This is a genomic window from Streptomyces aureocirculatus, from assembly GCF_000720475.1.
GTDB lineage: Bacteria > Actinomycetota > Actinomycetes > Streptomycetales > Streptomycetaceae > Streptomyces > Streptomyces aureocirculatus.
The window spans coordinates 40,828-53,646 of the sequence record NZ_JOAP01000007.1 but is presented as its reverse complement, the minus strand read 5'-3'; the positions used below and the strand labels follow the sequence as shown (position 1 = coordinate 53,646).

The 12,819-nt window shown below is 71.0% G+C and carries 7 protein-coding genes and 1 pseudogene; 6 read left to right on the top strand and 2 right to left on the bottom strand.

What is annotated here, in order from left to right; genetic code table 11:
* The first annotated feature begins 163 nt into the window (after positions 1-163).
* The gene (locus IG78_RS0108360) at positions 164-1,615 is read left to right on the top strand and encodes an amino acid permease (protein WP_030560755.1); all 1,452 of its coding nucleotides are present in this window, start codon (positions 164-166) and stop codon (positions 1,613-1,615) included.
* Between the two features lie 70 nt (positions 1,616-1,685).
* Here IG78_RS0108360 and IG78_RS0108355 read toward each other — a convergent pair whose 3' ends face one another.
* Positions 1,686-3,224, bottom strand: a complete 1,539-nt coding sequence (locus IG78_RS0108355) for a M1 family metallopeptidase (RefSeq protein WP_030560754.1) — start codon at positions 3,222-3,224, stop codon at positions 1,686-1,688.
* Positions 3,225-3,491: 267 nt separating this feature from the next.
* Between IG78_RS0108355 and IG78_RS0108350 the strand changes: the two genes are divergently transcribed.
* The 3 genes from IG78_RS0108350 (at position 3,492) to IG78_RS0108340 (ending at position 8,663) form a co-directional block, all read left to right on the top strand.
* On the top strand, positions 3,492-5,567 hold the full coding sequence (locus tag IG78_RS0108350; RefSeq protein WP_078964719.1) for a Xaa-Pro dipeptidyl-peptidase: 2,076 nt from the start codon (positions 3,492-3,494) through the stop codon (positions 5,565-5,567).
* Entirely contained in the window at positions 5,564-6,844 is a 1,281-nt protein-coding gene (locus tag IG78_RS0108345; RefSeq protein ID WP_030560752.1) for a M14 family metallopeptidase, read from the top strand. The genes IG78_RS0108350 and IG78_RS0108345 overlap by 4 nt, the downstream gene beginning before the upstream one ends.
* A gap of 82 nt (positions 6,845-6,926) precedes the next feature.
* Positions 6,927-8,663, top strand: a complete 1,737-nt coding sequence (locus IG78_RS0108340) for a BCCT family transporter (RefSeq protein WP_430738991.1) — start codon at positions 6,927-6,929, stop codon at positions 8,661-8,663.
* Between the two features lie 206 nt (positions 8,664-8,869).
* Here IG78_RS0108340 and IG78_RS0108335 read toward each other — a convergent pair whose 3' ends face one another.
* Positions 8,870-9,838, bottom strand: coding sequence for an FAD-dependent oxidoreductase (locus IG78_RS0108335; RefSeq protein ID WP_030560750.1), 969 nt, complete (start codon positions 9,836-9,838; stop codon positions 8,870-8,872).
* A 66-nt stretch (positions 9,839-9,904) separates the two neighbouring features.
* Between IG78_RS0108335 and IG78_RS41800 the strand changes: the two are divergent.
* Positions 9,905-10,926: pseudogene (locus tag IG78_RS41800) on the top strand (oxidoreductase).
* A gap of 97 nt (positions 10,927-11,023) precedes the next feature.
* Positions 11,024-12,667 carry an ABC-F family ATP-binding cassette domain-containing protein gene (locus tag IG78_RS0108325; RefSeq protein ID WP_030560749.1) on the top strand — a complete coding sequence of 548 codons (1,644 nt, stop codon included), beginning with the start codon at positions 11,024-11,026 and terminating at the stop codon, positions 12,665-12,667.
* Positions 12,668-12,819 lie beyond the last annotated feature (152 nt).

The following is a 12,819-nucleotide window of genomic DNA, read 5'->3' as shown; positions in this document are numbered from 1 at the left end:
CGATCACCATGTGAGAAGTGCCGCTATGTGATCTGTGCCACCGCATCCGGAGGGGGCTGTGGGGGAAGGTGTCGCGTTGGTTCGCCCACGTCAGGGGTGTGGCGGCCCGCAGCACATCCGGACCCCGGAACCTCTTCCGGGCACCACAGAGTGGATCTTCCACGTGAGCAACGACGCCGTAGACACGGCCACGGACGCCCGCAACGCGTCCCAGGCCGCCCCCGCGGACGCGGGCGACGCCGGTTACAGCAAGGACCTCAAGGCCCGCCACGTCAACATGATCGCGATCGGTGGCGCGATCGGCACCGGCCTGTTCCTCGGGGCGGGTGGCCGCCTCCACTCGGCGGGGCCCGCCCTCGCCGTCGCGTACCTCGTGTGCGGCATCGTCGCGTTCTTCGTGGTCCGCGCCCTCGGCGAGATGGTCCTCTACCGGCCCTCGTCCGGCTCCTTCGTGAGTTACGCCCGTGAGTTCCTGGGCGAGAAGGGTGCCTACGTCGCCGGCTGGATGTACTTCCTCAACTGGTCGACCACCTGCATCGCCGACATCACGGCCATCGCGCTCTACACGCACTACTGGAGCTTCTTCACCGACATCCCGCAGTGGGCGCTCGCCCTCGCCGCGCTCGCCGTGGTCCTCGCCGTGAACCTGATCTCCGTGAAGTGGTTCGGCGAGATGGAGTTCTGGTTCTCGATCATCAAGGTCGCGGCGCTCGTGGCCTTCATGTTCGTCGGCATCTTCCTGGTCTCCACGCAGCACGACGTGGGCGGCGAGAAGCCCGGCCTGAACATGATCACCGACCACGGCGGCTTCCTGCCGAACGGCTTGATGCCGGTCGTGATCGTGCTCCAGGGTGTCGTCTTCGCGTACGCGTCCCTGGAGCTGGTCGGTGTCGCCGCGGGTGAGACCAAGGACCCGCAGAAGGTCGTCCCGCGCGCGGTGAACTCGATCATGTGGCGTGTCGGTGTCTTCTACGTCGGCTCGGTCGTGCTGCTCGCGCTGCTGCTCCCCGGCACGATGTACTCCGCCGACGAGAGCCCCTTCGTCACCGTGCTCTCCAAGATCGGTGTCTCAGGTGCCGGCGACGTCATGAACTTCGTCGTCCTCACGGCGGCCATGTCCTCGCTGAACTCCGGCCTGTACTCCACCGGACGCATCCTGCGCTCCATGGCCATGGCGGGCTCGGCGCCGAAGTTCACGGCCAGGATGAACCGCAACCAGGTGCCCTACGGCGGCATCCTGCTCACCGCCTCGGTGGGTGTCCTCGGCGTCGCACTCAACCGCGTCGTGCCGGACAAGGCCTTCGAGATCGTCCTGAACGTGGCCTCGCTCGGCATCATCGGCACCTGGATCAGCATCATGGTGTGCCACCTGGCCTTCGTCCGCAGGGCCAAGGAGGGCCACCTGACCAGGCCGGACTTCCGGCTTCCGGGCAGCGGTGTCACGCAGTACGTCACGATCGCCTTCCTGCTCGCCGTGCTCGGCCTGATGTGGAAGGACGCCGAGGTGGGCCGCAAGACGCTCTTCCTCATCCCGATCGTGGCGGCGGGCCTCACCGTCGGCTGGTACGCGATCCGCCGCAAGCAGGACCGCGAAGCGGCCGACCTGACCAAGTAACCCCCTGCCGGTGGGGCGGTACCCCGGGGTACCGCCCCACCGGCGTGTCCACAGGCCGCGCAGGCAACCGTCAGCGGTGGTCGTGGCCCGCGCCGTGCTCCCCGGCGTGCTCATGGTCGTGCACCGTGTTCGTCGCAGCGATCTTCTTCCACGACTTCGGCTTCGCCGGCGCGGCCTTCCCCGCGGCCCGGGCCACCCCGGCGTCACGAGCGGCGGGCGCCCCCGGCTTGCCCACCTGGTACAGCCAGGTGTCGAAGAGCCCGGAGAGCGGCTTGCCGCTGACCTTCTCGGCGTACGACACGAAGTCGCGCACCGAGGCGTTGCCGTACGCCCGCTCCTTCGGCCAGCCCTTCAGGATCCGGAAGAAGGCCTCGTCCCCGATCTCGTTGCGCAGCGCCTGCAGGGCGAGGGCACCGCGGTCGTACACGGCTATGTGGAACTGGTTGTCCGGACCCGGGTCACCCGGCTTGACCTGCCAGAAGGGCGAGTCCGCGGCGTTCTGGGCGTACACGTGGTCGGCGAGTTCCTGGGCCGTGCCCTCGCCCTCCTTCTCGGACCACAGCCACTGGCTGTAGCGGGCGAAGCCCTCGTTGACCCAGATGTCCTTCCAGTTCTCGACGGAGACGCTGTCGCCGTACCACTGGTGGGCGAGCTCGTGCACGACGATGGAGACGTTCGAGCCGTTGGCGAAGGCCCGCGGGCCGTAGAACGGCCGCGTCTGGGTCTCCAGGGCATAGCTGGCGGGGACGTTCGGGACATAACCGCCGAGCGCGTTGAAGGGGTACTTGCCGAACACCTCCTCCAGCCACTCGGCGACCTCGGTGGTCCGCTCGATGCTCGCGCGCGCCGCGCCCGCGTTGTCGCCGAGGTCCTTGCTGTAGGCGTTGAGGACGGGAAGCCCGTTCTCCGTCTTGTCCGTGGTGATGTCGAACCTGCCGACGGCGAGCGTCGCGAGATACGTGGCCTGCGGCTTGTTGGAACGCCAGTTGTAGCGGGTCCAGCCCAGCTTGGAGGACTGCGACTGGAGCACCCCGTTGGAGATGGCCTGCGTACCGTCGGGCACGGACACCGACACGTCGTACGTGGCCTTGTCCCGCGGATGGTCGTTGCCGGGGAACCACCAGGCCGACGACTCCGGCTCCTGCGCCGCCACGCCGCCGTCGGGCGTGCGCTGCCACGCGGTGAAGCCGTGGATCTTCACCTCGGACGGCTTGCCCGCGTACTTCACGACGACCGAGAGGGAACTGCCCTTGGTCAGGCCCGCCTTCGGGGTCACCTCCAGCTCCTGCTCACCGGTCTTGGCGAACGCGGCCTTCTTGCCGTTCACCCGGACCTCGCTGACCTTCAGGCCGAAGTCCAGGTTGAAGCGGGACAGGTTCTGCGTGGCGGTGGCCTGGAGCGTGGCCGTGCCCTCCAACAGGTCCGTCCTCGGCTGGTACTTCAGACGCAGGTCGTAGTGCGAGACGTCGTAGCCGCCGTTGCCCGCGTCCGGGTAGTAGGGGTCGCCGGCGCCCGGAGCCCCGGGGGAGAAGTCGGCGGCCGATGCCGGGATCGCCAGCAGGGCGAGCGAGGCCGCGAGCGCGCCCGGGGCGATGAGTCTGCGGTGCACGGATATCTCCAAGTCATCATGAAATGCGGTCGATTGCGCCAGGACGCGGCACGGCGGCCCCCGGGGTGCGGAGCCGCCGTCCCTGCCCGACGCGGTACGTCACGATGTCGTCGACCCTATTGAGCACCGTCACCCCTGGCCATGTCCATGGCCGCATATGTCACACGATCGCCATTCAGCCGACATGTGCGTTCTTGCCCCACGCACCTTTCACCGGCACGTACGGCCCTCTTTCCGCCAGGAGTTGACGCGTGTACCTTCCGCGCCATGCCGATACGCGCGCGACGCACGCGCCCGAAGACCCCGCTGAGCCCGGCGATGTGGAGAACGCTCCTGACGGCGGCGCTCGCCGCCCTGCTCGCCACCCTCCTGTCCCCGGGCGGCGCCGCCCACTCCGCGCCGCGCACTCCCGACGCCCGGGAACTGGCAGGCCGGGCCAAGGAGAGCAAGCCCATCTACTCCTACGCGGACGCGATACGTGAGTCCGTGTGGGTCGACATCCGGCTCGACGGCGACGCGGACGGCCGCACCGACCGCGTCGCCGTCGACATTGTCAGGCCCCGCGAACCCGCGGCCAAGGGCCGGAAAATACCCGTGATCATGGACGCCAGTCCGTACTACTCCTGCTGCGGACGCGGCAACGAGAGCCAGAAGAAGACGTACGACGCGAACGGCGACCCCGTCCGGTTCCCGCTGTACTACGACAACTACTTCGTGCCCCGCGGCTACGCCTACGTCGCCGTCGACCTCGCGGGCACCAACCGCTCCGACGGCTGCGTCGACGTCGGCGGCCGCTCCGACGTGCGGTCCGCGAAGGCCGTCGTCGACTGGCTGAACGGCCGCGCCCGCGGCTACACCACCCGCACCGGCGACCGCCGTGCCGACGCGGGCTGGACCGACGGCCGCACCGGAATGATCGGCAAGAGCTACGACGGCACCGTCGCCAACGGCGTCGCCGCCACCGGCGTCAAGGGCCTGAGGACCATCGTGCCGATCGGCGCCATCTCCTCCTGGTACGACTACTACTTCGCCAAGGGCGCCCCGCTGTACAACAGCGGCCCCGACGGACTCGCGCGCGGCATCGAGAGCCCCGACGCCGCCACCCGCTGCGGCCACGTCAAGCAGCAACTCGTCGCCGGGGCGCCCCGCAGCGGCGACTGGACCCCGCTGTGGACCGAACGCGACCACGTGCCCGACGTCCGCAAGGTGCGGGCCAGCGTCTTCCTCGTACACGGCCTGCAGGACCTGAACGTGCGGACCAAGCACTTCGGGCAGTGGTGGGACGCCCTCGCCGACGCCGGCGTACAGCGGAAGATCTGGCTGAGCCAGGCCGGGCACGTCGACCCCTTCGACTTCCGGCGCGCCGACTGGGTGCGCACCCTGCACCGCTGGTTCGACCATGAACTCCTCGGCTACCGCAACGGCATCGACCGCGAGCCGATGGCCGACATCGAGCGCGCCCCCGACCGCTGGACCACCGACCGCGTCTGGCCGCCCCGCGGAACCTCCACCACCGCGCTGCGCCCCGCCAAGGGCACCGCGCCCGGCGTCGGCACCCTGGGCAAGCGCCCCGGCAAGGGCACCGAGACCTTCACCGACGACCGGCGGCTCGGCGAGGCCGACTGGGCCTCGGCGATCGACACGGCCACGCCCGCGAAGAACGGCTTCACCACCCGCCCCCTCGCCCGTGATCTGCGGGTCTCCGGCTCCTCGCAGGTGCGGGTCACCGTCACACCGTCGACGCGCACAGCCCATCTGACGGCCGTCCTCGCCGACATCGGCCCCGGCACCATCCGTGACTACACCCACGACGACGAAGGCATCGACACGCTGCCCGACCGCTCCTGCTGGGGCCGGAGCACACCCGGCGACAGCTCCTGCTTCAAGAACACCCGGGCCAGGACCGCCGACGTCGACTACACCATCTTCAGCCGCGGTTGGGCCGACCTCGGCAACCACGCGTCCGACCAGCACGGCGGGCCGCTGACGCCAGGCAAGCCGTACACCATCACCCTGGACCTGGCCGCGAGCGACCACGTCGTACGCAAGGGCCACCGGCTCGCACTGATCGTCGGCGGCACCGACAGGAACCTCATCGTGCCCCCCGCCGACACCCCGACGCTCACCGTCGACCTCGCCCGCACCGTCGCCCGCGTACCGCTCGTCGGCGGCGCCAAGGCACTCGCCACGGTCCCGCGCCCGGCCGCACCGCACTCCACCGCACCGCGCGGGTCCCGGCTCGACGGTGTCGCACCACCGCGCCGGATCGACCCCGTACCCGGCATATCCGGAACACCCGGCATATCCGGGATATCCGAAGTACCTGGAGGCCGCACTTCATGACGCCCCGAATACGCGCCCTGGCTCTGACCGGAGCCTGCGCGGTCCTCGCCGCGCCGCTGCTCACGGCCCCCGCACAGGCGTCCCCGGCACCGCCGCGCACCGGCTTCGAAGAGAGCGACGGGGCGCGCTGGACCAGTCAGCCCGAGGAGCAGCAGCTCCTGAGGACCGTCGACAAGGCCACCGACCGCGTCTCGGTGTCCCGCATCGGCACCACGAAGCAGGACCGGCCGGTGCAGCTCGTGCGCGTCGGGGAGCGCCGCACCGCGAGCACCGTGCTGCTTGTGTGCAGCCAGCACGGTGACGAACCGTCCGGGCGCGAGGCCTGTCTGACCACCATCCGCGATCTGGCCTACGCCAAGGACAAGGAGACCCGGCGGTTCCTGTCCCGCACCACCCTCCTCGTCGTGCCCACCGCCAACCCCGACGGCCGGGCCGCCGACACCCGCGGCAACTCCGACGGCGTCGACATCAACCGTGACCACATCGCCCTCAAGACCGCCGAGGGCCGCGCCATGGCCGCCGTCATCCGTGACCACAAGCCCGACGCCATCTACGACCTGCACGAGTACGGCGCCACACCCAAGTACTACGACAAGGACCTGTTCGACCTCTGGCCGCGCAACCTCAACACCCACGGCGCGCTGCACCGCGAGGCGAAGGCCCTCTCGCGCGACTACGTCCGCCCCGCCGCCGAGTCCGACGGCTACACCACCGGCACCTACGGCATCTGGACCGACCCGGTCACCGGAGCGCCGATCAAACAAGTCGCGGGCGACGGCCAGGAACGCATCCTGCGCAACGCCTCCGGTCTGAAACACGCGGCGGGACTCCTCATAGAGAGCCGCGTCGACCCCGTCACCGAAGCCGAGAAAAGGGACGAGTCCCTCAACAACCGGCGCCGGGTGCGCTCTCAACTGTCGGCACTCGACGGCCTCTTCTCCTACGCCGAAAGCCACCGGTGGCGCCTGGAGGCGGCGAGCACGGCGTCCCGGCTCGCGGGGCTGCGCGACCGGGGTCCGGTGTACCTCGGCGGCGCCGACAACGACCCGGCCGAACCCGGCGAGACCATCGAGGACCCGGCGTGCGGCTACCGCCTCACACCGGAACAGTTCGCCGACGTCAAGGATGAACTCGGCCTCCACGGCGTTACCGTGAAGCGGGACGGCGCGGGCGCGCTCGTGCCGCTGCGGCAGCCCGCACGCGCGCTCGTCCCGCTGCTCCTGGACGAACGCGCGTCCTATCACCTCGTCATCGGGCAGCCCGACACCGACTGTTGAGGCATCGGAGCGCACGTCACTTGTGGTAGGGGGTAGCGGAGAAGAACACCGCACGATCAACAACTCCGCGAAAGGTGCACTTGTGACCCAGGAATCACAGAAAGCGGATCCCGGAGGAGGTCCACCGCTGTCGGTGGGCCGCGGGGGGCGAGCACGGACCGACCGGGTGGTCTTCGGCGTCACCGCCGGGCTCACCCTGGCCTTCGTGGTCTGGGGCGCCCTTGCCACGGACACCCTCGAAGACATCACCTCCGACATGCTCGAAGGCCTCATCCACAACGGTGGCTGGGCCTTCATGCTGGCGGCGTCCGGCTTCGTGGTCTTCGCCCTGTGGCTCGCCATGAGCCGTTACGGCAAGATCACGCTCGGCAAGGAGGGCGAGGAGCCCGAGTTCCGCACCGTGTCGTGGGTCGCGATGATGTTCAGCGCCGGCATGGGCATCGGCCTGATGTTCTACGGAGTGAGTGAACCCCTCGCCCACTTCACGACGCCGCCGCCCGGCACCGACCCCGCGGACAAGGCGGCCGCCATGGAGACCTCCATGGCGACCACCCTGTTCCACTGGACCCTGCACCCCTGGGCCATCTACGCGGTCGTCGGCCTCGCCATCGCCTACAGCACCTTCCGGCGCAACCGGCGGCAGACCATCAGCTCCGTCTTCGTGCCGCTCATCGGCGAGAAGCACGCCCACGGGGCGTGGGGGCGGGTCATCGACATCATCGCCATCTTCGCCACGCTCTTCGGCTCCGCCGCCTCGCTCGGTCTCGGCGCGCTGCAGATCGGCAGTGGCTTCGAGGAACTCGACTGGATGGAGAAGGCGGGCACCGGCCTGCTCGTCACCATCATCGCCGTACTGACCGTGGCCTTCGTGGCGTCCGCGGTCTCCGGCGTGGAGAAGGGCATCCAGTGGCTTTCGAACATCAACATGGTGCTCGCGCTGCTGCTTGTCGTCTTCGTGTTCATCGCGGGCCCGACCGTGATCGTGCTCGACATGCTGCCGACCTCGATCGGCGCCTACCTCAACGATCTGCCGCAGTTGATCGGCCGCACGGAGGCGTCCAGCGGTGAGGGCGTCTCGGACTGGCTCGGCGGCTGGACGGTCTTCTACTGGGCGTGGTGGATCTCCTGGACGCCCTTCGTCGGCATGTTCATCGCGCGCATCAGCCGCGGGCGTACGATCCGTCAGTTCGTCGGCGGCGTCATCCTGGTCCCCAGCTCCGTCAGCCTGGTCTGGTTCGCCGTCTTCGGCGGCAGCGCCATGAAGGTCAAGGAGCGGGGCGGCCTGGAGGGCGAGACCACCCCCGAGGCGCAGCTCTTCGGTCTGCTGCACGAGTACCCGATCGCGACAGCCACCAGCCTGCTTGTGATGATCCTCGTCGGCATCTTCTTCGTGTCCGGCGCGGACGCCGCGTCGATCGTCATGGGCACGCTCTCCCAGAAGGGTTCGCTCGAACCCGGCCGACTCGTCGTGGTCTTCTGGGGCGTGGTCACCGGAGCGGTCGCCGCGATCATGCTGCTGATCGGTGACGGGAACGACAACGCGCTCAAGGGCCTGCAGAATCTGACGATCCTCGTGGCGGCGCCCTTCACCCTGGTGATGATCGGCATGTGCGTGGCGCTGATGCGCGATCTGCGCCACGACCCGCTGATCGTGCGCGGCGAACACGGCACCGAGGCCGTCGAGAAGGCCGTCATCGCCGGTCACGAGCAGTACGGCGTCGGCGAGTTCGAGATTCGGATCGGACCGTCCGACACCGGGGAGGGTGGCGAGCCCGGGTCGGGTTCGCCTGTGGAGAAGCGGCCCGATCCGGCCCGCTGAGCTTTCCCCCTCCACGGGGTGTGGGGTGGCCCTCGGTCCCGGTTCTGTGCCGGGGGCGGGGGTCGTTCCCGTTCGGGCGTGCCCCTGGATCGGGCGGGGTTGGTTCGGCACCGCCGGGGGGCGTTGATCGGGTTGCTCGCCGTCGCGGCGGAAAGATACACCCGGCTTCGCCGGTTGGGAGCCACAGCTTCCTTGGGCCTGTTGTGTCAGGAGGGGCGTGGGGGCTCCAGGAGGTGGGCCGCTGTTCGGGCGCAGCCCCAGGCCACCGTTACTCCTGCGCCGCCGTGGCCGTAGTTGTGGACCAGGGTGCGGCCCGCGCCCCGGGGCTCGCGTTCCAGGCGGACCGACGGGCGGGCGGGGCGCAGGCCCACGCGGTGGCCGAGCACGCGGGCCGACGCGATCTCGGGGCGGATCCGGGCGCACCGCTCGACGATGGCCCTCGCCACCGCCGGGTCCGGCTCCAGGGACCAGTCGCCGTCGTCGGCGGTGCCGCCGAGCACCAGGCGCCCGGGCTGCGGCAGGAAGTACGTCGTGGCCGACGACGCCGGATCCGCGGCCGTGAACCACGTACGCAGTCCCGGGTTCTCCACGAGCACCAACTGGCCCCGCACCGGACGCACCGTGTCGTCGGGCACCAGGCCGCGGGCGCCGAGACCGGAGCAGTTGACGACACCCGGCGCCTCCCCGAGCGCCTCGTCGAGGCTGTGCGCGGTCCGCTGCTCGACCGCGCCCCCCGCCGCACGCAACCGCCCCCGCAGCCACGCCAGATGCGCGGGCATGTCGATGAGCGGCAGCCGCGCCCACAGGCCGGGCCCCTGGCACTCCGCGGCGGTCGCCGCCCGCAGCCCCGACACCCGCGCCGCCCAGGGCCCGAGCCCGTCCAGGCTGGTCTCCGCGTGTACGCCGTCGACCATGCGTACGCCAGTGCGTTCCGGGTCCGCCGCCAGCTTCTCGTACACCGCGAGTGACTGCAGCGACCAGTCGCCCACCTGGACCTCGGGCTCGATCCGGTACGGCCACCACAGGCCGCCCGCAACGGCCGAGGTGGTGTGCTCGGCGGCCTCCCGCGCCCAGACCCGGACGCGGCGGCCGCGCTCCGCGAGCTCCACGGCGGTGGTGAGCCCGATGACCCCACCGCCCACGACGATCACATCCGTACTGCCGGTCCCACCCATCCCGAAAACGTAGCGGAATGTGTGCGCACGTGCGCAGTCCCCCCGTCGGGTGGGGATACTCACAGCATGTCTGCCGTGTACGCGTCCTTCGGCCTGGCACCGGCGATGCGCGCCGGTGGAGTACTCGCCAACGGGGACTACCAAGTCCACCGTGACTTCGTCGACTTCATCGTGAACGGCCGCCCCCTCCTCTTCCAGCTCGCCGACCTGGACGCCGTGTCCCCGCTCGCCTCCGACATCCCGCCCGCGATCTTCACCACGCATGTGCGCCGACTGCTCCTGGAAGCCGACGCCCCCCTGCTCGACGGGCGGTACGTGATCTACGGCTGCCCCGAGTGCGAGGGCCTGGAGTGCGGCGCCGTCACGGCCGTGATCGAGCGGAGCGGCGAGGACGGCGACGACTATGTGTGGCGTGACTTCGCCTGGCAGACCTCCGCCCACGCCGACCTGGGCCTGAACGGCTATCACGGCATGGGCCCGTTCCGCTTCCGCGGCGCCGAGTACCGCTCACAGCTCGGGCGGCTCCTGAACGGGGAGCGGCCCGGGGCGCCCGGCGGCGTGTGCTGCTCATCGGGGCGCGGGTGGCGCTGCTCGCCAGGCTCGCCGCCGCCCTGCGGACGATCGGCATCGGGGCGGAGATCGCGGCGGACGCCGCCGGTGTGCCGGCCGAGGAGCTGCGGACGTACGGGGCGGTCGTCTTCGGGCGCGCGGTGCCGGAGGGGACGCGGGACGGGGTGCGGGCGGCCTTCGAGGGCGCGGGGGTCGACATCGCGTACGTCGACGGCGTCGTGCCCGTCGTCCCGCTGCTCGTCGCCCGGATCGAGGGCGCCCTCGACCGCAGTCCCGCGGGGCAGCGACGCCTCGCGCGGGTCGAGGTGACCGGGGACGCGGTGGTCGCCGAGGTCACCTCCGCCTGCCGGGTCCGGCTGACCGCCTACCGGCTCGACCGGCTCCAGCGCACCCGCGTCCACGAAGTCCTCGACGAGGTCCTTGAGCCGGGGGAGCACCGGTTCCCGCTGCCGGGGAAGGCCCGCCATGTGGTGGCGCGGACCCCGGACAGCGTGACGGTCGCGGTGCCGCGGCCCTGAGCGGGCGGGCGGTCAGGCGCGGCCCGGGGCCGTGGCCCGGCCGGGCCACGGCCGCTCGCCGTGGCCGTCTGCCGGTGCGGCTAGGCTCATGGGCCTGATGAACGCCACACTTGTCGCGAAGCACCTCGCCGCCGGCCACGGCGACCGCACCCTCTTCGAAGGCCTGGACCTCGTCGTCGCCCCCGGCGACGTCATCGGCCTCGTGGGTGCCAACGGGGCCGGAAAGTCCACCCTGCTCCGCCTCCTCGCGGGCCTGGACACCCCGGAGTCCGGCCAGTTGAGCCTGTCGCCCCCGTCGGCCTCGGTCGGTCATCTGCCCCAGGAGCCCGACCGCAGGCCGGGGGAGACGATCCACGGCTTCCTGGCCCGCCGCACCGGCGTCGCCGCCGCGCAGGCCGCCATGGACGACGCCACCGAACGCCTCGTCGTCGGCGCCCCCGGTGCCGACGACGCGTACTCCCACAGCCTGGAGCGCTGGCTCGCCCTCGGCGGCGCCGACCTGGACGAGCGCGCCGAGGAGGTCGCAGGATCGCTCGGCCTCGACGTGGGGCTCGACCACCCGATGACGGCGCTCTCCGGCGGCCAGGCGGCCCGCGCGGGCCTCGCCTCGCTGCTGCTGTCCCGCTACGACGTGTTCCTGCTCGACGAGCCCACCAACGACCTGGACCTCGCGGGCCTGGAGCGTCTTGAGTCGTTCGTACGCGGGCTGCGCGCGGGCACCGTCGTCGTGAGCCACGACCGCGAGTTCCTGGCCCGCACGGTCACCAAGGTCCTCGAACTCGACCTATCGCAGCAGCAGATCAACCTCTACGGCGGTGGCTACGAGGCGTACCTGGAGGAGCGTGATGTCGCCCGCAGGCACGCCCGTGACGAGTTCGAGGAGTACGCCGACAAGCGCGCGGCCCTCCAGGACCGGGCGCAGATGCAGCGGACCTGGATGGACAAGGGCGTCAAGAACGCCCGCCGCAAGGCCACCGACAGCGACAAGCTCGGCCGCAAGTTCCGCAGCGAGGCCAGCGAGAAGCAGGCCGCGAAGGCGCGCCAGACCCAGCGCATGATCGAGCGTCTCGACGTCGTGGAGGAGCCCCGCAAGGAGTGGGAGCTGCGGATGGAGATCGCCGCGGCGCCGCGCTCCGGCGCCGTCGTGGCGACCCTGCGCGAGGCCGTCGTACGCCGCGGCGCGTTCACGCTCGGACCGGTGGGTCTGCAGATCGACTGGGCGGACCGGGTCGCCATCACCGGCGCCAATGGCTCCGGCAAGTCGACCCTGCTTGCCGCCCTGCTCGGCCGTGTCCCCGTGGACGAGGGGTACGCGGCGCTCGGCTCGGGCGTCGTCGTGGGCGAGGTCGACCAGGCGCGCGCCCTGTTCCACGGCGCGGAGTCGCTGCTCGACGCGTTCCGCGCGGCCGTGCCCGACACCGATCCGGCGGAGGTCCGCACGCTCCTCGCCAAGTTCGGGCTCAAGGCCGAGCATGTGCTGCGGCCCGCGGGGACCCTGTCGCCCGGCGAGCGCACCCGCGCCGCGCTCGCCCTGCTCCAGGGCCGCGGCGTGAACCTGCTGGTCCTCGACGAGCCCACCAACCACCTCGACCTGCCCGCCATCGAGCAACTGGAGTCGGCCCTCGACTCCTACGCGGGCACGCTGCTCCTCGTCACCCACGACCGCCGCATGCTCGACGCCGTCCATGTGACCCGCCGCCTGGAGGTAACGGCAGGCAAAGTGACAGAACCTTCCCCCTGACACCACCCTCCCAGGCACCCGCCCCGCTCGGGGCAGCCGACCTCATGGCTGCGCCGGGCGTCCGCCCCGAACACCGCCCGCGACCGTCCCGCCGCAGGCATGCACGGCCCGACCGCCCAGGTCACCCCGGGTCACCCCCGGCGGCGACCCGG

What these genes read in the sequence shown, in the direction of transcription:
- IG78_RS0108345 (WP_030560752.1), top strand. Translation starts at nt 5,564, where the DNA reads ATGACGCCCCGAATACGCGCCCTGGCTCTGACCGGAGCCTGCGCGGTC.
- IG78_RS0108350 (WP_078964719.1), top strand. Translation starts at nt 3,492, where the DNA reads ATGCCGATACGCGCGCGACGCACGCGCCCGAAGACCCCGCTGAGCCCG.
- IG78_RS0108335 (WP_030560750.1), bottom strand. Translation starts at nt 9,838, where the DNA reads ATGGGTGGGACCGGCAGTACGGATGTGATCGTCGTGGGCGGTGGGGTC.
- IG78_RS0108325 (WP_030560749.1), top strand. Translation starts at nt 11,024, where the DNA reads ATGAACGCCACACTTGTCGCGAAGCACCTCGCCGCCGGCCACGGCGAC.